Annotated in this window: 19 protein-coding genes and 1 tRNA gene; 15 read left to right on the top strand and 5 right to left on the bottom strand. The window is 61.9% G+C overall.

Annotation, left to right across the window (positions count from 1 at the left end):
• Window positions 1-28 precede the first annotated feature (28 nt).
• The 3 genes from FQ320_RS03340 to dapF form a co-directional block, all read right to left on the bottom strand.
• Window positions 29-631, bottom strand: coding sequence for a glutathione S-transferase (locus FQ320_RS03340; protein WP_148470015.1), 603 nt, complete (start codon window positions 629-631; stop codon window positions 29-31).
• A gap of 185 nt (window positions 632-816) precedes the next feature.
• Window positions 817-2,076 (bottom strand): tRNA (N(6)-L-threonylcarbamoyladenosine(37)-C(2))-methylthiotransferase MtaB, encoded by a 1,260-nt coding sequence (gene mtaB / locus FQ320_RS03345; protein WP_148470017.1) that lies wholly within the window; start codon window positions 2,074-2,076, stop codon window positions 817-819.
• Window positions 2,073-2,912 carry a diaminopimelate epimerase gene (dapF, locus tag FQ320_RS03350; protein ID WP_148470019.1) on the bottom strand — a complete coding sequence of 280 codons (840 nt, stop codon included), beginning with the start codon at window positions 2,910-2,912 and terminating at the stop codon, window positions 2,073-2,075. Before dapF ends, mtaB begins: the two co-directional genes overlap by 4 nt.
• Before the next feature lie 94 nt (window positions 2,913-3,006).
• On the opposite strand from dapF, the gene FQ320_RS03355 reads away from it, so the two are divergent.
• Together FQ320_RS03355 and FQ320_RS03360 are read left to right on the top strand one after the other, a co-directional pair.
• Window positions 3,007-3,082 (top strand) — tRNA-Lys (locus FQ320_RS03355).
• Window positions 3,083-3,343: 261 nt separating this feature from the next.
• Window positions 3,344-3,631 (top strand): hypothetical protein, encoded by a 288-nt coding sequence (locus FQ320_RS03360; RefSeq protein WP_148470021.1) that lies wholly within the window; start codon window positions 3,344-3,346, stop codon window positions 3,629-3,631.
• Window positions 3,632-3,693: 62 nt separating this feature from the next.
• On the opposite strand, the gene FQ320_RS03365 is transcribed toward FQ320_RS03360, so the two are convergent.
• On the bottom strand, window positions 3,694-4,683 hold the full coding sequence (locus FQ320_RS03365) for a LacI family DNA-binding transcriptional regulator (RefSeq protein WP_148470023.1): 990 nt from the start codon (window positions 4,681-4,683) through the stop codon (window positions 3,694-3,696).
• A 125-nt stretch (window positions 4,684-4,808) separates the two neighbouring features.
• Between FQ320_RS03365 and FQ320_RS03370 the strand changes: the two genes are divergently transcribed.
• From FQ320_RS03370 to FQ320_RS03400, 7 genes are read left to right on the top strand one after another with little or no spacing between them, the layout of a single operon-like run.
• A complete protein-coding gene (locus FQ320_RS03370; RefSeq protein ID WP_148470025.1) occupies window positions 4,809-5,861 on the top strand; it encodes a sugar phosphate isomerase/epimerase in 1,053 nt (350 codons plus the stop codon).
• 3 nt (window positions 5,862-5,864) lie between these two features.
• The gene (locus FQ320_RS03375) at window positions 5,865-6,986 is read left to right on the top strand and encodes a Gfo/Idh/MocA family protein (RefSeq protein ID WP_255509349.1); all 1,122 of its coding nucleotides are present in this window, start codon (window positions 5,865-5,867) and stop codon (window positions 6,984-6,986) included.
• Window positions 6,983-7,831, top strand: a complete 849-nt coding sequence (locus FQ320_RS03380; protein WP_148470027.1) for a sugar phosphate isomerase/epimerase — start codon at window positions 6,983-6,985, stop codon at window positions 7,829-7,831. Before FQ320_RS03375 ends, FQ320_RS03380 begins: the two co-directional genes overlap by 4 nt.
• Window positions 7,828-9,339, top strand: a complete 1,512-nt coding sequence (locus FQ320_RS03385) for a sugar ABC transporter ATP-binding protein (RefSeq protein WP_148470029.1) — start codon at window positions 7,828-7,830, stop codon at window positions 9,337-9,339. Before FQ320_RS03380 ends, FQ320_RS03385 begins: the two co-directional genes overlap by 4 nt.
• Window positions 9,336-10,322: an ABC transporter permease gene (locus FQ320_RS03390; RefSeq protein WP_148470031.1), complete on the top strand. Its 987-nt coding sequence runs from the start codon at window positions 9,336-9,338 to the stop codon at window positions 10,320-10,322. Before FQ320_RS03385 ends, FQ320_RS03390 begins: the two co-directional genes overlap by 4 nt.
• Window positions 10,319-11,317 carry an ABC transporter permease gene (locus FQ320_RS03395; protein WP_148470033.1) on the top strand — a complete coding sequence of 333 codons (999 nt, stop codon included), beginning with the start codon at window positions 10,319-10,321 and terminating at the stop codon, window positions 11,315-11,317. Before FQ320_RS03390 ends, FQ320_RS03395 begins: the two co-directional genes overlap by 4 nt.
• A 50-nt stretch (window positions 11,318-11,367) precedes the next feature.
• A complete protein-coding gene (locus tag FQ320_RS03400) occupies window positions 11,368-12,495 on the top strand; it encodes a substrate-binding domain-containing protein (protein WP_148470035.1) in 1,128 nt (375 codons plus the stop codon).
• 115 nt (window positions 12,496-12,610) lie between these two features.
• On the opposite strand, the gene FQ320_RS26815 is transcribed toward FQ320_RS03400, so the two are convergent.
• A complete protein-coding gene (locus FQ320_RS26815; RefSeq protein WP_148470037.1) occupies window positions 12,611-12,823 on the bottom strand; it encodes a hypothetical protein in 213 nt (70 codons plus the stop codon).
• A 780-nt stretch (window positions 12,824-13,603) separates the two neighbouring features.
• On the opposite strand from FQ320_RS26815, the gene FQ320_RS03410 reads away from it, so the two are divergent.
• The 6 genes from FQ320_RS03410 (at window position 13,604) to phnD (ending at window position 21,021) form a co-directional block, all read left to right on the top strand.
• Entirely contained in the window at window positions 13,604-15,337 is a 1,734-nt protein-coding gene (locus tag FQ320_RS03410; protein WP_148470039.1) for a hypothetical protein, read from the top strand.
• A gap of 35 nt (window positions 15,338-15,372) precedes the next feature.
• Window positions 15,373-16,356, top strand: a complete 984-nt coding sequence (locus FQ320_RS03415; RefSeq protein ID WP_148470041.1) for a phosphatase PAP2 family protein — start codon at window positions 15,373-15,375, stop codon at window positions 16,354-16,356.
• A 14-nt stretch (window positions 16,357-16,370) separates the two neighbouring features.
• Window positions 16,371-17,864, top strand: a complete 1,494-nt coding sequence (locus tag FQ320_RS03420; protein WP_187393759.1) for a S8 family serine peptidase — start codon at window positions 16,371-16,373, stop codon at window positions 17,862-17,864.
• Between the two features lie 136 nt (window positions 17,865-18,000).
• The gene (locus FQ320_RS03425; protein WP_148470045.1) at window positions 18,001-19,095 is read left to right on the top strand and encodes a Hint domain-containing protein; all 1,095 of its coding nucleotides are present in this window, start codon (window positions 18,001-18,003) and stop codon (window positions 19,093-19,095) included.
• A 163-nt stretch (window positions 19,096-19,258) separates the two neighbouring features.
• Window positions 19,259-19,879, top strand: a complete 621-nt coding sequence (rpsD, locus tag FQ320_RS03430) for a 30S ribosomal protein S4 (protein ID WP_148470047.1) — start codon at window positions 19,259-19,261, stop codon at window positions 19,877-19,879.
• A 167-nt stretch (window positions 19,880-20,046) separates the two neighbouring features.
• Window positions 20,047-21,021 (top strand): phosphate/phosphite/phosphonate ABC transporter substrate-binding protein, encoded by a 975-nt coding sequence (gene phnD, locus FQ320_RS03435; protein WP_148470049.1) that lies wholly within the window; start codon window positions 20,047-20,049, stop codon window positions 21,019-21,021.
• The last annotated feature ends 73 nt before the right edge of the window (window positions 21,022-21,094 follow it).

Genomic DNA, 21,094 nt, shown 5'->3' on the forward strand with positions numbered 1-21,094 from the left:
CCGCCGGCTCATCAGGCAGAGCGCGCCGTCAGTCCGGCTTGGTCGCCTGCATTGCCGGGCGCAGGGCGAAGGTTTCGTACCATTTCGCCAGAGCATCGTTGCCAATGCGCCAATCGCGTGCCTCATGGCGGAAATCGAGGTAGCCCAGCGCGCAGCCGATCGAAATCTGGCCCATATCAAGCGGACCGTTCAGATGGCTCATCCAGCGGGTGTTGACGGCCCCGATGGCGCGGGCGACCTTGCCCCATTGCGCTTCGATCCAGTCGTCGGACTGTTTCTCAACGGGGCGGATACGGCGCTCATAGATCATCAGAACGGCGGCATCCATGATCGCATCCGCCGTCGCCTCAAGTGTCAGCGTGTCCCAGATCCGCGATTCGGGGTACAGTTTACCGCCCGCCCGCGCGTCCAGATAACGGCAGATCACCCGGCTGTCATACAGCGCCGGGCCGTCGGGCCGGGTCAGCGCCGGGATCTTGCCGGTGGGATTGTGAGCCAGGATTTCGGGAGCGGAATTGACCGGCGTCGTGGCCACCGCCAGAAATTCGACATCGCCGGTCTGTCCGGTCTCGTGAAGGGTCACAACCACCTTGCGCACGAAGGGCGAGGCGGGAGAGTGGAAAAGTTGCATATTTCGGGGCTCCATCAAAGGCGGGCAGGGCCGGCAGGCCAAACGGATTCCGGCAGAACAGGTCGGTACAATCTAGGCCGGGTCATTGTCACTGTCCATCAGCGCTGCGCGAAACGTGGCACGCTGATCGATCTTCTGCGCTGCCATCCGTGCTGCGAAAGGGAGGGTGGCACCAAGTGCAACGCTCAGGCCAGAAGCGCGGTTTCCGAATGGCCGGTGATCGTGGCTTTCACGAGGTCGCCCACCGGACGATCCGCATCGAACGTCACCTCGGTGAACTGTTCCGTTCGCCCCATCCGGGCCGATTCCATCAGGATGCTGTGCGCCCGTCCGACCTGCCCGGCCAAATGCCGCGCGACCCCATGCGCCCCCGCAGCGCGCAGGCGGGCCGCCCGGTCCTTGATCGCCGCACCGTCCACCGCAGGCATCCGCGCCGCAGGTGTGCCCTGTCGCGCGGAATAGGGAAAGACGTGCAGCCATGTCAGATCGCAGTCCTGCACCAGCGCCAGCGAGGCGGCAAAGTGCTCTTCGGTTTCGGTGGGGAAACCGGCGATGATGTCGGCACCAAACACCATGTCGGGGCGCAACCGCCGCGCCTCCTGGCAAAAGGCGATGGCGTCGTCGCGCAGATGGCGCCTCTTCATCCGTTTCAGGATCAGATCGTGACCGTGCTGCAAGGACAAGTGCAGGTGCGGCATCAGGCGGGGTTCGGTTGCAATGGCGGCCATCAGGTCGGGATCGGCCTCGATCGAATCAATCGACGATATCCGCAGGCGCGGCAGATCGGGCACCAGCCGCAGAATGCGCAGCACCAGATTGCCAAGCCGCGGCGTGCCCGGAAGATCGCCACCCCATGAGGTGAGATCGACGCCGGTCAGCACGACCTCGTTATAGCCACGCTGGACCAGCCTTTTGATCTGATCCACCACGACTCCGGCGGGGACCGAACGCGAATTACCGCGCCCAAAGGGGATGATGCAGAAGGTACAGCGGTGATCACAGCCGTTTTGCACCTGTACATAGGCGCGCGATCTTGTGCCGAATCCGTCAATCAGGTGTCCGGCGGTTTCCGTGACTGACATGATGTCATCAACCTGCACCCGTTCGGTGCCCAGCTCAGCACCGATATTCTCCCATGTGCCCGGCTGCATCTTTTCGGTGTTGCCGATCACATGGTCGACTTCAGGCATTTTTGCGAATGTCTCAGGCTCGGTCTGGGCGGCGCAGCCGGTGACGATCAGCGTGGCGTCGGGGTGGGCGCGGCGCAGCTTGCGGATTTCCTGCCGCGCCTTTCTGACCGCCTCGGCGGTCACCGCGCAGGTGTTGACGATCACCGTGTTTTCCACCCCGGCGGCGGCGGTAAGCTCGCGCATCGCTTCGGTTTCATAGGTGTTCAGCCGGCACCCCAGCGTGGCAAAGACCGGCGGTTTGTGCGGAGCGTTCATGTCAGTTGCGCCAGAAAGGCCGAGGTCAGTTCGGCGGTGAAAACATGCGCCGAGGGGCCGGTCATCCACACCCCGTCGTCGCGCCAGTCGATGTGCAGCGTCCCGCCGTCCAGATCAACCCGCACCGCCCGCCCGGTCAGCCCGCGCCGCGCCGCAGCCACCGCCACCGCGCAGGACGACGATCCCGAAGCCAGCGTGTGCCCGACGCCGCGCTCCCAGACCCGACAACGCAGATGGTCGGTTCCAATAAGCTGTGCCACCTGCACATTGGTGCGTTGCGGAAACAGCGGGTGATTCTCGTGCGCGCGGCCAAAGGCGTCCAGATCAACCGCCGCCACATCGGGGACGAAAAATGTACAATGCGGATTGCCCATCCCGGTGGCCACCGGATCGCCATCAATCGGCAGGTGCAGCGTGTCCATTGCCGAGGCAAGCGGAACGTCGCGCCAATCGGTCAGCGGTGCCCCCATGTTGACCGAAGTGATGCCGTTGCCCTGATCCCGGGCCAACAGAACCCCGCGTTCCGTGCGCAGGGTCAGTTCCCCGGCCCCCGCTTCGTCCATCAGGTGGCGCGCGATACAGCGGGTGGCGTTGCCACAGGCCCCGGCGGTGCTGCCGTCAGCGTTCCAGAACCTCAGAGACACATTCACCTCAGGGTCGGTTTCAATCTCTGCCAACTGATCGAATCCCACGCCGCGGTGCCGGTCGCCCAGCGCCCTTGCCAGCGCAGCCGTGACCGGCGCGCCGCCGGTGCGGCGGTCGATCACGACGAAATCGTTGCCTAGGCCATGAAATTTCATGAACCGCAGCGGCACTGTCGGTTGTCCTGTCTGCATGTGGCGGCTCATACCGCGACTTCGAACCATTTGAAAGGGTTCTGCCGATTTCTGCTTGACCCCAAATTCTCCTGCGACTAGCAAGCGCTCCAGTGGGCCTGTAGCTCAGTTGGTAGAGCAACTGACTTTTAATCAGTAGGTCTCGGGTTCGACCCCCGACGGGCTCACCATTTTAATTCAGCGATTTGCGATTCTTGCGGATACCGTGCCAAGGGCACACCCCGTACACGGAGATGTCCTGACTCCTGCCTGCCCTGCACCGGATCGGCGATGCCGTCACAAGTGCAATTCTGGCAAAGGTCAGGCCGGGAGCCCCGTGATGATCTTGCCTCGGGCTTCCCAAGCGAATCGCAGGGCCAAGCATCCTTCGGTTTTCGGAAATTGATCGCCGCGCCTGCCGCGGCGCGGCTATTGCAAAGTCGCCACCGGTTATGGCGAAGATGTCGGCGGCGGATGTGGATGCCATGGAAGAAAAAGGTCAAATCCCTTGGCGGCAGCGTGCATTCCCGGCGTCGGCGTCGAATGTGGCCGGGCAAGCGCGGCGCACCTTGGGTCAGGATCATGCCCAGAGGTTGCGGCAGATCGCCGGTGACGGTCAGCGGGGCGATGGAAAAGCCGCAGTTGCCGTTGATGATCGTGGAGACTCCCTGATTAACCATGCAATCCATCGCGGGATCGCTGAAAACCGGTTTTTCATGGTGCACATGGGGGTCGATTAAGCCGGGTGCCGTGCTGAAGCGACGTGACCGGGTGCAGGGTCATCCGCAGCGCGGTTCGCCGGTCATTGTGGGGCGGGACCGGTTGAAACCCGTGTCACAAGATGCGCGGCGATGCTGTAGTCCGGGGCGGTCGGTGTGCCGTCGTCCGATAGCATCCCGATCAGGTATTGCGCCCCGGTTCGGCCTATCGCCTCGCGGGGTTGGTGGATCGTGGTCAGGGACGGGTTGAACCGGTCGGCGAATTCGATGTCGTCAAATCCGACAACACTGACATCGCCCGGCACGTCAAACCCAAGGCGGATCGCTTCGGAGATGAACCCGATGGCGCATTCGTCCGAGGCACAGAAGACACCTGTCGGGCGACGGTCAAGAGCGGCCCAGCGATGCGCCGCCCGGGCACCGGATTCCATGGTGAAATCGCCCTCGAATACTGCCGAGTCGATCCCGGCATCGCCGACGGCCTTCAGAAAACCATCGCGCCGGGTGGTCGCCAGAACATTGCCCTCGGGCCCCTCGATATGCAGCAGATTGCGATGGCCCAACCCGGCAAGATGTTCAACGGCAAGACCGGCCGCAGCCGAATTGTCGACCGTCAGGACCGGCGCATCATAGGCCGCGTTCCATTCGCAGAGTTGGATCACCGGCAGACGCCAACCATTGACCAATTCGGGGTCAAGCCCGCCGTCCAGCAGGATAATTCCGTCGGCCCGCCCGTCATGCCCAAGGGTCGCCAGCTTTTCGCGACCGATGCGGCTGTCCGAAATCTGAACGATCAGCCCCGCCGCGCTTGCCTCTTCCTGAATGGCCGCGAAAATCCGGCTGAAAAACGTGTTCGACAGGTTGGGCGCAAGGATCAGGATCGAACCCGCACGGCGCTGGCGCAGGTCCCGCGCAGCCGCGTTGATCCGGTAACCGGTGGCGCGAACCGCCTTCAACACCTTCTCTCGGGTATCTTTGCCCACCCGCTCAGGCGTGGACAGGGCCCGGCTGACCGTGGCCGTCGAAACGCCCGCAATGGCGGCGACATCCGAGATGCGAATTTTAGGTGTCATCAGGCTTCCGCAATTTAGTTGCGCGTAATCGATTACAAATTTGTATTGATTTCAATATACGGTATGATGTAATCGATTACTAGACATCGGCGATCAAACGCTATGCCGATGTGAAGGGGGGACAGATGAAAACGATGAAGGGCCCGGCGCTTTTCCTTGCGCAGTTCGCAAGTGACGAGGCACCGTTCAACAGTTGGCAGGGGATCACCGAATGGGCCGCCGCGTGTGGCTATGTCGGTGTTCAGCTTCCCAGCTGGGACGAAAGGCTGTTCGACCTCGCGAAGGCCGCGTCTTCAAAAGATTACTGCGACGAAATCATTGGGGTTGCCGCGCAGAATGCCATCGTGGTGACCGAGCTTTCGGCCCACCTGCAAGGCCAGTTGGTCGCGGTTCATCCCGCCTATGACATTGCCTTTGACGGCTTTGCGACTGCTTCGGTCCGGGGCGATCCGGCGGCGCGACAGGCCTGGGCGGTCCATCAGGTGGGGCTGGCGATCAAGGCATCGCGCAACATGGGGCTGACCGCGCTGGGGACATTTTCCGGCGCGTTGGCCTGGCCTTACCTCTATCCATGGCCGCAACGCCCTGCAGGTCTGGTGGAGGCCGCGTTTGACGAGCTGGCAAAGCGCTGGCACCCGCTTTTGGATCAAGCCGGGGAGAACGGCATCGATCTTTGCTATGAGATCCATCCCGGCGAAGATCTGCATGACGGCGTGACATTCGAGATGTTTCTGGAACGGGTCGACGGGCATGAGCGGGCCAAGATGCTGTACGATCCGTCGCATTATGTTCTGCAATGTCTCGATTATCTCGACAACATCGACATCTACGGCGAACGGATCGGGATGTTTCACGTCAAGGACGCCGAATTCAACCCGACGGGGCGGCAGGGTGTCTATGGCGGCTTTCAGCCTTGGGTGGATCGCGCCGGACGGTTCCGCAGCCTTGGCGACGGGCAGGTCGATTTCGGTGCGGTGTTCTCAAAACTCACCGCCATCGGGTTTGACGGCTGGGCGGTAGTTGAATGGGAATGCTGCCTGAAACACCCCGAAGACGGCGCCCGCGAAGGCGCCGCCTTTGTACGCGATCACATCATCCGTGTGACGGACAAGGCATTTGACGATTTCGCAGACGGCGGGGTCGATCAAGCCGCAAACCTTAAAATGCTGGGGATTTGAACGATGGAACCAGTCAGGCTTGGCATGGTCGGCGGTGGCACCGGGGCGTTTATCGGCGCGGTGCACCGGATCGCGGCGCGGATGGACGGGCATTTCACCCTTGTCGCGGGCGCGCTGTCCTCTGATCCGGATCGGTCGCGCGAAAGTACCGTGGCGCTTGGGCTGGATCCGGCACGCAGCTATGACAGCTTTGCCGAAATGGCCGAGGCCGAGTCACAGCGCGAGGACGGGATCGAGGCGGTTTCCATTGTCACGCCAAACCACCTGCACGCACCCGCTGCGACCGAGTTTCTCAAGCGCGGCATTCACGTCATCTGTGACAAACCCCTGACGGCGACATTGCCCGAGGCCGAGGCTTTGGAGCAGGCCGCGCGCGCCAGCAGCGCACAGTTCATCCTGACCCATAATTACACCGGCTATCCGATGGTCAGACAGGCCCGTGCGATGGTGGCGCGGGGCGATCTTGGACAGTTGCGGCTGGTGCATGTGGCATATCTTCAGAACTGGATGACCGAAGCGGTTGAGGCGCAGGGCAGCAAACAGGCCGAATGGCGCACTGATCCGGCCCGTGCCGGTGCAGGTGGTGCGCTTGGCGATATTGGCACCCATGCCCACAACCTTGCCGGGTTCATCACCGGACAGCAGGTTGAAAGCCTTGCCGCCGATATTCAGAGCTTTGTTCCGGGCCGTAAACTGGATGACAACGCCCATGTGCTGTTGCGCTTTGCCGGGGGTATGCGCGGAACGCTGATGTGCAGCCAGATTGCGCCGGGGCAGGAAAACGGCCTGTCGGTCAAAGTGTTCGGCGACAAGGGCGGTCTGGAATGGTTTCAGGAGCACCCGAACGAATTGTGGTTCACCCCCCATGGTGAGCCTACACGCCGGCTGTCGCGTATGGGGGCCGGTGCGGAACAGGTGGCAATCGACGCCTCGCGCGTCCCGCCGGGCCATCCCGAAGGATATCTCGAGGCCTTCGCCAACATCTATGCCGATACCGCCGCCATGCTCCGCTCGGGCGTAAGCGATGCCGTCTTGCCCGGCATTGCGGATGGGATCGCAGGGATGCGTTTCGTCACCGCCTGTGTGGCGTCGTCAGAAAATAACAGCGCGTGGACACAGCCATGAAGCTTGGGATCAATCTTCTTTGTCTCGGCGGCCATATCGATGAATCGACGCTGCCGCATCTCGAGCGGATTGCCGAATGCGGCTATGATCATGTGGAAGTGCCAGTAATGCACGGCACGCCGGATCATTTCGAATGGCTGGGCAAACGGCTTGCCGATCTGGGCCTTGGTCGCGCGCAAACTTCGATTATCCCCGACCCGGACGCAAACCCGCTTTCCGCCGATCCCGACAACCGCAAACGGGGCCGGGCGCATCTGGACTGGATTCAGGATTGCGCCGAGGCGCTGGGGTCAGAAACCATCGGCGGACCGTTTCATGCGCCAATCGGGTATTTCACCGGTATCGGGCCGACAAATGACGAGATCGCTCGGGGTGCCGAGGCGCACCATGCCATGGCCGAGCGCGCGGCGCGCAACGGATATCGCCTTGCGCTGGAACCGCTGAACCGGTTCGAAACCTATTTCCTGAACACGATGGAGCAGGCCACCACCTACGCAAAGGCAGTGGATCACCCCGCTTTTGGCATCATGTACGACACATTTCACGCCAATATCGAGGAACAGGATCAGGGCGCGGCGATTGCGGCGCTGGGCGACAAGATGCACGTGCTGCATATTTCCGAGAATGACCGTGGCATTCCCGGGCGCGGTCAGATCGATTTTGCTGCCGTCTTTGCTGTCGTCAAGCAACAGGGTTTCGATGGTCCTGTCGTGCTGGAAGCCTTCGGCGCGGGCGTGCCGGAACTGGCTGCGGCCACGCGGGTCTGGCGGCCGCTGTTTCCCGATTTCGATACTTTGTTTACTGAATCCCACGATTTCATCCGCAACGCATGGGCCGCCGCATGAGCACTCCGGTCATCGAGATGCAGGCAATCACCAAGGTGTTTCCGGGCGTGAAGGCGCTGTCCGACGTCAGTTTTGACGTGCGCGCAGGCGAGGTGCAGGCGCTTGTCGGTGAAAACGGTGCCGGAAAATCGACGCTGATCAAAATCCTCTCGGGGGTCTATCAGGCGGATGGCGGCGAGGTGCGGTTGGCGGGTAAGCCGGTGCATTTCACCCATCCCGTGCAGTCACTGCTTGCCGGAATATCGGTGATCTATCAGGAGTTTTCGCTGCTGCCCGAACGGACCGTTGCGCAGAACCTGTTTCTGGGCCGCGAACCGCGTGGGCGTTTCGGATTGATCGACGAGGCGGCAATGCGTCGTGAAACCCGCCGGGTGCTTGATCTTTTTTCGTCCGGTGCGCGGATCGATCCGGACAGATTGGTCGGCGAACTTGATGTTGCCACCCAGCAGATGGTCGAGATTGCCAAGGCGGTGTCGCTGGATGCGCAGGTGATCGTCATGGACGAACCGACCGCCGCCCTGAACGATACCGAATGTGCCGAGCTTTTCGAAACCGTGGACAGGCTGCGGGAACGCGGCGCTGCGATTATCTATATCACCCACCGGATGCGCGAAATTACCCGTCTGGCGGATCGCGTGACCGTTTTGAAAGACGGCGAAGTGGCCGCGCGGTTCGATCATGTTCCCGAACCGGACGCCATCGTGCGCGCCATGGTGGGGCGCGACATCGCCGATTTCTATGCGCGTGAGGCAACCGAGGCGGAACTGGGCGCGCCGGTGTTGACCGTGACGGGCGGTGGAAATGCCCGACTGAAGGATATCGCCCTGACGGTCCGCGCCGGTGAAATCGTCGGGCTTGCGGGGATTCAGGGTGCAGGCCGCGTGGCCCTTGCCATGGCCCTGTTCGGCGAAGAGCCGTTTACCGAAGGCGAAGTGGTGCTTGACGGTAAACCCGCCCGTTTTCGCTCGGCGCGCGAGGCGATCATCGCAGGCATCGGCCTGTTGCCCGGCGACCGCAAGAAGGAAGGGCTCGTTCTGATGCAGTCGGTGCGCGACAACGGCATGCTGACGCCGCGCGCCTTTGCGCCGCTTTGGGCCAGCCACAAGCGCAATGCGAATGCCGATCTCACACGGATCGACGATCTGCTGGATCGGATGGATATCCGCGCGGCCTCCTATGATCAGGAAATCCGCGGGCTTTCGGGCGGCAACCAGCAAAAGGCCATCGTCGCTCGCTGGCTGTCGATGAACCCCAAGCTGCTGATCTTTATCGAACCGACGCGGGGCATCGACGTGAATGCCAAGGCGGGGATCTATCACCTGATGCGCGATCTTGCCCGCGAAGGTGCGGGGATCTTGATGATTTCCTCCGACCTGCCCGAAGTGATTGGTGCCGCTGACCGTATCGTGGTGATGCAGGCGGGGCGGATCACCGCCGAATTCCCGCGCGGCGCGTCCGAGCGCGATATCATGCACGCCGCCACCGACGACGCAAAGGACGCAGCATGAGCGCGCCCGAGGGTATCCGCCCGGTCAAACCCGGGTTTCGTTTTGAAAAGTGGGCCCCCGTGATCCTGCTGGCCCTTGCATCGGTGCTCTACATCGCAATCGCGGTGGCGACGGACCAGACCCAGTATCTGTCGCTGGAAAACCTGATCGCGATTCTTGGCCGTTCCATCGCGCTGGGCATCACCGCCATCGGTCAGACATTCGTGATCCTTGTGGCCTCAATCGATCTGAGCGTCGCCAGCCTGATTTCGGCCACAGCGGTGCTTGCTTCGGTCGTGATGGATGGCTCACCGGCGATGATCCTTCCTGCCATCGTCGCCGCCCTTGTCCTTGGCGGATTTGTCGGAGTTCTTAACGGGCTGGTCGTGACCGGGCTGAAGGTCAATCCGCTGATCGCGACGCTGGGGATGAGCCTGATAATCCAGGGTTGCCTGTCGGCCTTTGTGTCGAATTTCGCGGGTTCGGTGCCGCCCGAGTTTCAGATCTTTGCCTACGGGCAAATCGCGGGGGTGCCGTTTGCGTTGGTGTTTCTGGTGCTGCTGGCCATTGCCGCCTGGGGGATGCTGCGGTTTACCAAACTCGGGTCCGATATCTATGCTGTCGGCGGCAACGAAGAAGCGGCGCGTTTTGCCGGGATCAAGACCGGGCGCGTCGTTGTTCTGGCCCATGTGATCTGTTCGCTCTGTGCCACGGTTGCCGGTCTGTACCTTGCCAGCCGGTTGCGGTCTGGCGCGCCCTGGATCGGGGCCGACGGGGTTTATGACCTTGAAAGCATCGCGGTCGTCGTGATCGGCGGCACGGTTCTGGCTGGAGGGCGCGGCGGAGTCTGGGGCACGATGGCGGGTATGATGATCTTTTCGCTCATCGACTCGGTCTTCAACATTGCCGGGGTCGACAGTTTTGCCAAACAGGTCATGCGCGGGGTGATCATCATCGCGGCTGTCGCCTTTTATGCCCTTCGCTCAAAAAGGATCGTCGCATGACCGGCAAGGCAACAACCCCGTCCGCAACGTCATCGGCGCGCCGGTCGCGCAAACCGTTTGACTTCAATCCCGTCTGGGGATTGCTGGCGGTGCTGATTGTCGGGATCGTTTTCATGAACCCGGGGTTCATCGAGCCGACGGGCTATATGAACTTCCTCAAACGCGCGGCACCTCTGGCGATTCTTGCGGCGGGTCAGGTCTTTGTGATCGTTTCGGGCGGGTTCGATCTGTCGGTCGGGTCGCTGATCAGCCTTGTGGTGGTCGGCGCGTCGATGCTGACCAACAATGATCCCGCGGCGACCTATTGGGTCATCCCGCTGATGCTGGCGATGGGGCTGGGCATTGGGGCGATCAATGGAATGGTCGTCTGCTTCCTGCGGGTGCCATCGCTGATTGCCACCCTTGGCATGATGATCACGCTGAACGGTGTGGCCTTCATGTGGTCAGGTGGTGCGCCGCGCGGATACCTCCCCGATTCGTTCCGGTTTTTCGGGCGCGAGTTGATTCGTGATGTGCCGCTGGTGCGGTTTATTCCGATCTCGGTGATCGTGCTCGTGGTGATTGGTGGACTGCTTGCCTGGGCGATGCACCGGACCAATCTGGGCCGTCTTCTGCATGCCATCGGTGACAACCCTCTGGCCGCGCGACTGGGCGGCGTGCCGGTCAATCGTGTGCGGATCGCCGCTTTCATGATCTCGGGGCTGTCGGCGGCTGTTGCGGGGATCTTGCTGGGTGGCTTTGCCGGTGTGTCGACCGATGTGGGCACCGGATACGAGTTGCAGGCGATCACCGCCGCCGTTCTGGGCGGTGCGCAGCTTTTGGGTGGGCGCGGCTCTGTGCCCGCTGCCATCGGTGGGGCGCTGGCGCTGACTGCCATCTTCACCCTTTTGAACTTCCTCGGCCTGCCGCAACCCGTCCGGCAGGTGGTGCAAGGTCTTATCCTGATCGCAGCCGTCGCGCTTGCGATGCACCGAAGGACACGGACGGGAACCTGACAGGCGCCAGGAGCAAGCGCCCATGAACACACCCCAAAGGGAGGAAACCCATGAAACAGGTCATCTTGACGACCACGGCTGCAACCGCGCTGGCGCTTTGCCTGAGCCCGGTGAATGCCCAGAATTTCAACGATCCGGATGAGTTTGCCAAACAGCAAGAGCAACTGTCCGCCCCACCCAACGGTCCCGAAGGCCAGCCCTGGCTGCAGTATATCGGCGACAGCATGACCACAGCCCCCGGTCTGGGCGGCGGAGAGCCGGCGACCGTCTGCTTTTCCAACGCAGCGGTAAACAACCCCTGGCGCGTGGTCGGCTTTACCAACATGACCGAAGAGGCAAAGCTGCACGACTCCATCGGCGAATTCATCCACGTGGATGCCGAAGGGTCGGACGACAAGCAGATCGCCGACATCAATGACCTGATCGCGGGCGGCAAATGCGATGTGATGATCGTATCGCCCAACACGACCGCAGCTTTGACGCCCGCCGTTGAAAAGGCTTGCGCCGCGATGCCGGTCATTGTGTTTGACCGTGGCGTGAATACGGATTGCCCGGTGACTTTCGTGCATCCGGTCGGCGGTTATGGTTTTGGCATTCAGGGCGCCGAGTTCATCAAAGGCAATGTGGACGAAGGTTCCAACGTGCTGATGCTCCGCATCTTGCCGGGTGTCGACGTGCTGGAAACCCGCTATTCCGCCGGACGTCGCATTCTTGACGAAGCCGGAATGAATGTCGTCGGGGTCGAATTCACCGATGGTGACAATGCCAAGACCAAATCCATCGTCGAAGACTATCTCATGCGCGGCAAGATCGATGCCGTCTGGATGGATGCCGGCGCCACCGCCGTTGCCGCGATCGAGGCCTTCGAGGATTCGGGTTTTGAAATCCCCGTATTCGTCGGCGAAGATCAGCAGGATTTCCTGCGCAAGTGGCAGGACGAAGGCATGACGGCCATCGCGCCGACCTATCCGACCTATCAGTGGCGCACGGCTGTGATCGCCGCCGCGCGGGTCATCGAAGGTGGCGAAGTCCCGGCGCCCGAGTGGGTTCTGCCGCAACCGGCAATCACTCAGGACACTCTGGCAGAATTCGCGAATCCGGCCATGCCGCCGCTGCACTATTCCATGTGTGGCTGCGAAAGCATGGACAACTACCCCCAGGCATGGGGCGCAAAGTAAGGCTCACCCGGCAGGGGCAACCCGGCTGAAACGGTGCGGGCGGCAGTATCACTGCCGCCCGTTCCGCATTCTGAATTACCGGATACTTTGACGGAACCCTGTCAGGTGCCGTCGATCACCTGTTCGAAATCCTCAGCCCGGGCAAAGGCGGTGGTTGCCGAACGTCCGAACTTTGTCGGCTGGCCAACAGAAAGCTGTGCGCAGACCGCTGCATTGCGGCCTTTTTCACGGCAATCTTGGACGGGTCAAAATCCATCACCCTGCCGTCAGTGTCGATTCCTGAACATCCGAGAAACGCGAAATCATTGCAGTTGCCGGGACTGAACACTTAAAAAAGCAGAGATGGCGCGGCGTTCAAGCGTTGCGCCACTTTGTGAACGGAAGGAATGGCCCGGTATTCGGGTGATTCGTGCAAATGGCGATTCGAGCGAACATTCGTAAATCCCTTAAAAATAAGTTAAAAAACTGAATTGTTTGTTTGAATCTTTTCGGCGCTCGCGCCGGTATTTCGCCCCTAGGTTGAATTGATGATCCGTTAACGCTGGTGACCCAAGGTCAGCTTACCGGATATCGGCAATACGGGAAGTAACACGATGATCGCGGCGGCACGTTCCTGTTCCAATCGCCGTCGCAATGGTCATCGCCCTTCGAAAGCTGTGTCCTGTACCAAAGTCAGACTTGCTGCTTTGCAGGCTGGCACACGTTCTGTCCGCTTTTGGTCCATTCATTGCGGGCGTGTTGACAGTGACGTCCATCGGGAGGCCCGATTTCACGGGCAATACGGCATTTCCGCCGTGCCCCGGTGCTCCGGCTGTCCGTCCCGACCGGACGGGCAGCCGATAACTTCCCGGCAAAGCCACAGTCACGCCGAATTCCGTAATCCCGTGCGGACGGGCGCGATGTGACGGTCTTGCCGGGCAAGGAAAGCTGGCACCCTTCCCAGGGCCTCCCCGCCGATGCGCCATTGCGCGGGCAGGGTGTCGGCCACCTTGCACCGAATCGCACACCTGCTACTGTTTTTATTGGGTTGGACCGGACGGCCCGCACCGGGCGACCGCCAGCCCCGTGGAACAGGATTGGTGCGATAGAGGTGGCGGAACAAACGCGGATGACCCCCGAACGTTCTCCGGGCGGTCTCGTTTACCTTCTGGGGCCGCTGCGGGTGCAGACGGCCGATGGGCGCGATTGCACGCCTGCCGGAGTGTTGCGCAAGGCGCTGTTTGCGGTTCTGGCCCTGTCCGAGCGCGGCAGCCGGTCACGGGTGACTCTGCAGGATATGTTCTGGGGCGCGCACCCGGGTGCACGCGCCGCCGGTTCGTTGCGGACGGCTTTGTCGACACTGAAATCCGAACTGGCGCCACTGGGCGATGACATCCTGCGGATTGATCCGCAATCGGTCAGCCTGAACTGCGCGGCTTTGTGGATTGACACGGTTGCCTATCGCAATCAAGAGGTCCCGTTGCCGGGATCAGGGCGGATGCCCGACCTGCTGGAAGGGATCGATCTGGGGGGCGCCGATCGCGAAGTCTTCGAAGACTGGCTGCGTGTGGAGCGCAGCGCATGGGATGATTTCGTCGATCAGGCCGAAACCGTACCCGTCCGCCCAAAGCTGCCGGCCGAGGTTACGAAACATCACGTCATCACACCGGATCAAGAGCCCCGGGTGCAGGTAAAACTGCCAGAGGCGCGGATTGGACTGGGGTTGCTGATGGTGGTCGGTGACGGGATCACCCCAAATCTGGAACAGCAATGCGACGACGTGCTGGATGCCATCGGCGCCAGCGCCCGAGAGTTGTGCGGCGCCGACATCTATGACTATCGCGACGGTATCCGCCATGGTTTTACCGATCCGGCCGGGCGGGGGGCCGCGCATCTGTTGCAGCTTCATGTCCGCACGCAGGGTGAAAGCGTCCGATTGACCCTGAAAGTGATCGAGACCGCGACCCGGCGCTCGCTTTGGGATCAACGGGTCGTCTGTGACAGCGCCGAAATGGTTGAGGTGCACGAGCCGAAGGTGGCTGAATTCATCAGCCGGGCCATCGAACAACTGGCGGTCAGCATCCTGCCCAACGCCGACCTGTCGCGCAGCGCTCTGCACGCGCCCTATCAATCGCTGAACATGATGTTCACCCTGTCACCGGATGCGCTGGAGCGGGCCGGGCTGTTGTTGCAGTCGGCCTGGGACGAAACCGGTGATCCGGTGCATCTGGGCCTGCTGTGTTATCTTGAGACCTTCCATGTGGGCGAAAGCTGGGGCCATGCCGTCGCGCGCAGTGCCGATGTGACCGCGCTGACCCGGGAAGGTCTGAATGCCGGAGCGTTCAACGGATTGTTTCTGACGACGGCGGGCTATGCGCTGTTTTATCTCACGGACGAAAACGAACTGGCGGGCGATCTGCTGACCCGTGCGGTCGAAGTCGCACCGGCACAGGCGTTGGCCTGGGATCATCTGGCGCTGTTCCAGAACGCGCGGGGCAATCACGCCGCTGCCCGTCTTGCCGCCGGGCGGGCGATGGCGCTGGGTCGGTTCAGCCCGCTGCGCTATGCCTATGACACCACATTGTCGATGGTGGCCCATGCCGAGGGCGATCTGGACGCCGCCGTGCAATATGGCCGCCGTGCGCTGGCGCGAAAGCCAGAGTTTTCGGCCGCGCTGCGCTATGTGACCGCCGGGCTGGGTCTGATGGGGCGGCGGGCCGAGGCTGAACAGATGGCACAGCGTATTCTGCGGCTGGACCCGGACTTTACCACCCTTCGCAGTACTCAGGGATTGCTGAAACTGGCGAATGCCGGTGTGCCCGAAGAATTGCGAAAGGGTTTGATAATGGCCGGATTGCCGTAAGGTAAGACCACAATGGAAACGGGGAGTGAATGACCATGACCGAAACCAGAGATTTTGACCTTTCGATCCTGCAACGCTGGAGGTTGCGGGTTCGGGCCGACACAATCACGCTGGATTCGGTTCCGGCCATGGCCGATGCGCCAATCGGGCAAATGGGGGCGACGCAACCCGGCGCTGCACAGATGACCGCCTCGCAATTGGCCCTGTCACGCAGCGCGGCGGCATCGCCCCTGTCGTTCATGGGAGTGCTGAACCGCGGCAACCGTGGAAATCGGGGCAACCGTGGCAACAGAGGGAATCGTGGGAATCGTGGGAACCGGGGCAACAGGGGCAATCGCGGCAACCGGGGAAGCAGCGATTCATTGGATGCCGCGTTCTACAGCATGCTTGCCCCCTGGCAGGAGCGTGAAAAGCTGCACGATCTGCGCCCGCTCTGGATCGACTTGCCGCTGGCCCCACCGCCGTCGCGCGCCGAACTCCGCACTGAAATTCCACATATGTTCAAACTTCAGGCCGCGCTGAAAACCGAGGCCGAGGCGGGCCGCCGCGACGAAATCCTGACCGAGCGTGATCTTGAACTGTCGTCCTATCTTGCCCCCTTGGGGATCAACGGCGACACCGGGTTTCACCAGACCATGCGCCTGTTCGTGTTGGTTGCGGGCCTGTGTGAAGAAATCGGGTTGCGCTACAAGGATCGGTGGCACGCGATCCGGCCCAACATGCTGGAGCCGTCGCTGCGTCCGTTCATCCCGAACCCCGCGCATCCGTCCTATCCTTCGAACCATGCGTTCCAATCGATGGCCATCGCGCAGATCTTCGCCCGCGCGGTGCCCGAACACCCGGGCAACCCCGAACTGTTCCGTCGCGCAATGCGGATCGCGCACAACCGCGAATGGGCCGGAATACATTTTCCGTCCGATACCCGTGCGGGGTTCGATCTGGCGCGGCTGTTCCTGCCGGTGCTGGAACAGGTGGTTGCAGAACAGATGATCCGAACCAGCGAAGAATGGCGCGACTGAAAGAGGGCACAGATATGACAAGCACAACCGGGAATTCCGCAGGGAGCGAGCCGCGCCACGGCGGCAGCTATCCCGAGTATCACGCGCTCTGGCATCTTGAGAGGTTGGGCGTCGTCACCGATCTTCACCGATTTGCCAGTCCCGATGCCTGGAATGCGGTTCAAAGCGGCGGGCGCAAGACCCGGGTGGCGCTGATCGACACGTCGGTCGACTGGACCCACCCCTGTCTTGCCCCCGCGATCGACCGGGCGCGGATGATCGATCTCGCGGCGCGCGATTTCGGCGTTTTCACTGTGCCACAAGACGATTTGACCGGGGCTGAGGCTCCGGCGCGGGCCGAAGTGATCGCCGCGGCCGCCGCCGGGGCGGGGCAGGGCGATGCCCTGCGCGACCGGTTCCTACGCGATCTGGGGCGGGCGCATGAGACACAGGACGGTTACCGCGCGGCGGCGTCCAGCGCGTTTTCGGGTCATGGCACTTCGATGGCCGGGCTGATCGGCGCGCGTCCGGTTGATAACGTCTGGCTGCACCGTCCAGCGCGCCTGTCGCCCGATCCACGCGAGGCGGGTGAAACCGGTGCCGCGCTGCCCTATGCCGGGATCGATCCGTTCTGCGAGATTGTGCCGATTTCGACATCCGCCCTGCCGTTCCCGGACCAAATGTGCGCCGCGCTGATCTATGCTGATCTGATCGGCGCGGATGTGATTGCGTTCGCCGCCTCGATTCCCGACCCGACTTTGGCCGGGGTGGCCATGGTCGACGCCGAGCCGCCAGCCACTGGCAAGGTGCCGGCCGGCCAGACTGCCATGGGGGACGAGGCGTTGCCGTCCGATCCGGACTTGCTGACGCGCTGGACCGAACTGAAGGCGCTGATCCTTGATGTGTCCCAGCGTCGGCTGATCCTTTGTGCGGCAGGCAATGCGGCGGATGGGATGCTGTCCTATCCGGCCAATCTGGCAGCGGACGACAATGGTATCGTTGCCGTGGGTGCCTGTACTTCGGATGGGAGGCGCGCCGGATATTCCGCTGGCGGGGACAGCCATCATCCGGTGACGTTGTTCGCGCTGTCGGGGGACGGGCCGGTGGCCGATCGCGATCTTTACCGGCTGGACCCGTTCGCGGAGCTGCCCGGCACCGATGCGCGCCGGCTGTTTGACCGGGCAGGCGCACAGATGATGGCCGTCGAAACCCTGATCTCGACAGATGTGGCGGGGCGTCCGGGGTATTCCACCTCGCCCTATGCAAAGGTCTGGCGCGACACGCCGGGGCCGGATGGCGCGCCGGTGGCCTATGAGTTCACCAGCTTCTTTTGCGAATTCTCGGGCACCTCGGCGGCAACCGCTGTGGCGACGGGCCTGATCGCGTTAGGGTTTTCTACCGGGCGATTAACTCGCGCGACTGCGCCGTCGGAAATCAAGGCCGCGCTGGTCGGCGGGCGGGATTACGACGGGGAAAAGGGCGAACCGGCGCTGACATGGCGCAACATGGGCGCTGATTCGGGCGGCTGACCACAACCCATGGGGCCTTGTGGGTTTGCTGCAACGCCCCGGGTTTCCAGCCGCAACCGGTGCCTGAATAATAGGCGGAAAGATGCTCGTCTGCTAAGTTGCTATCAATAATAAACGATTGGCAGGTTTGAGCAGGATGGCGGGCTTTGTAGGCACGTTCGTCGTTTCCTGGTCGCAAACAGAGATAGACGGTTTGGCGGGGGCACCGATTTCGGCCCTCGATGTCGGTGTCACTTGGCGCTGGCAGGGGTCACCCGTGCGGGTAGACGGTCCGAATGACGTTCTTGTTCTGAACGGCCCGGAAGGCGAAGCGGAAATGCGCAAACGCGCAGCGCGGACGGTGCGCCGTCTGGTTGGCCCGGCTCTGGCGCCGCAGCACAGCCATGATGTGGATCGCGACGAACCGATGTTCGACCGGTTCTTCATTGTCACCGACGGGCGCGATTCCTATCCGATCACGTTGATCGATCTGGCTGAAACCGCGCGCCCCTTGCTGCTGTTTCTTGGGCGGATGCCGCCCTCCAACTGCGATCTGTGGGTCACCCAATGTCTGGAGAACAGTGACGGCGTGAACCGCAGCACCGAGCAGCCGACCGGTGTGATCTGTTTCACCGAAGGCACGCTGTTGCGTACCCCCAAGGGGAACCGGGCGGTCGAAACGCTCATCCCCGGCGATATGATCGATACCCGGGATGGCGGTGTCCAGCCGGTGCAGTGGGTAGGCCACAGACATCTGTCGGGGGCGCGGATGTTCGCATTGCCCGAACTGCGCCCGATCCGGATCCGTACCGATGCGCTTGGGTTGCACCGTCCGTCACCCGACCTGATCGTTTCGCCCCGCCACCGGATTCTTGTGCGTGGCGACATGGCGCAGGCGCTGTTCAACACCTCCGAGGTGCTGGTGACCGCCGCGGATATGGTGAACGACCGGACCATCGCCCAGGTTCACGGCGTGCGCAGGGTGACCTATTATCACATCATGCTGGCCGCACATCACGTGGTCTGGGCCAACGGTGTGGCCACCGAAAGCTTTCACCCCGGCCACACCAGTCTTGAAACGATCCCCGGCGATCAGCGCGACGGGCTTTTTGCCGCCGACCCAAGGCTGCGCGACGATCCGCAGGCCTTCGGCGATCCGGCGCGGCGGATGCTGACCACATCCGAGGCGGCGATCCTGATGCATGAGGCGCGCGGTCGTTCGCGACAGCTCCATCGGACGATCGGCGGCTGATCCCCTTGACACTGGCGGTCACAAGGGTAAGACGCCTGCCTGTGCCTTGCCTAGGGCACGATTTATTGGTGTTGGTGGCCCCCGCAAGGGGATGCCTGTCGGGGTTACCCCAAAGGACAACGCCCTTCCTGCCCGCAAGGGCCGCAAAGAAGGAGATCAGACGGTGACCAAACGCACCTCTGCCAAGTACAAAATTGACCGCCGCATGGGCGAAAACATCTGGGGCCGTCCGAAGTCCCCGGTGAACCGCCGTGAATATGGCCCCGGCCAGCACGGCCAGCGCCGCAAGGGCAAGGTTTCCGACTTTGGCCTGCAGCTGCGCGCCAAGCAGAAATTGAAGGGTTATTACGGCGACCTGACCGAAAAGCAGTTCAAGGGTATCTTCGTGGCTGCCGAGCGGGTTCGCGGCGACACCGGCGAGAACCTGATCGGCCTGCTCGAGCGTCGCCTTGACGCAGTGGTCTATCGCGCGAAATTCGTCGCCACCGTCTTTGCCGCCCGCCAGTTCGTCAACCACGGTCATGTCACCGTGAACGGCCAGCGCGTGAACATTCCGTCCTATCGCGTGAAAGAAGGCGATCTGATCGAAGTGCGCCAGAAGTCCAAGCAACTGGCCGTTGTGCTGGAAGCTGTCGGTCTGGCCGAACGTGACGTGCCCGATTATATCGAGGTCGACCACTCCAAGATGACCTGCACTTTCGTGCGGATCCCGGGTCTGGGCGACGTGCCCTATCCGGTGCAGATGGAACCGAATCTGGTTATCGAATACTACGCCCAGAACTGATTTTTCTGCGCTACCCATACAGTTACCAAAGCCGTCGCAGGAAACTGCGGCGGCTTTTTGCGTTTTTCCTTGGCTTCTCACGGATCAAAAACGCCGGGCGGTGCGCGATTTCATCTATCTGTCACATAACTTTGCCACTAGCGTTTGGACAACAAGGAGGAAACACCATGCAAATCAACACTACATTCTTGTCCGGCGCCGCGATCGGCCTTGCGCTGTTCCTTGCCGCGCCCGCCCTTGCGCAGGATTGCGAACGCGGCACGCTTGACGAACGGTTCTGCGATGTCGACGGTGATCTGATTGCAGACGTGCCCACCGATCCGGCACAACTGCTCGACCCCGACACATTGATTTTTGCCTATACGCCAGTTGAAGATCCCGCCGTTTACAAGACGGCATGGGAGGATTTCCTGACCCACCTTGAAACCGAAACCGGCAAGAAGATCGTGTTTTTCCCGGTGCAGAACAACGCCGCCCAGATCGAGGCGATGCGTTCCGGTCGCCTGCACATTGCCGGCTTCAACACCGGTTCAAACCCGCTGGCCGTAAACTGTGCCGGCTTCCGTCCGTTCACCATCATGGCCGCCGAAGACGGCGCCTTCGGCTATGAGATGGAGATCATCACCTACCCCGGGTCGGGCATCGAAAAGATGGAAGACATCAAGGGCAAGAAGCTTGCCTTTACCGCCCCCACCTCGAACTCGGGGTTCAAGGCACCCAGTGCCATCCTCAAGGCGGACTATGATCTGGAGGCCGACCGGGACTTTGAACCGGTATTTTCGGGCAAGCACGACAATTCGATCCTTGGCGTGGCGAACAAGGATTATCCGGCGGCCGCCATCGCCAATACCGTCCTGACCCGGATGATCGGCCGCGACGTGGTCAAGGCCGATCAGATCGTATCACTGTACAAATCCGAGACCTTTCCGACCACGGGATACGGTGTCGTGTACAACCTCGCGCCCGAATTGCAGGACAAGATCCGCAACGCGTTCTTTTCATTCGAATGGGCAGGCTCGACCCTGGAAGAAGAGTTCGGCAAGGGCGGCGAGGCCAAGTTCATCGAAATCAACTATAAGGATTTCTGGAACGTGATCCGCAAGATCGATGCGGCCAATGATGTCAGCTATTCCTGCGGATAAGCGGGCTGTGCGGTGGCCCTGCGGGGCCTCCGCGCCATTTTGACATGCACGAAAACACACCCGGCCAAGGGGG

The organism is Oceaniovalibus sp. ACAM 378, assembly GCF_008085915.1.
Classification (GTDB): domain Bacteria; phylum Pseudomonadota; class Alphaproteobacteria; order Rhodobacterales; family Rhodobacteraceae; genus Oceaniglobus.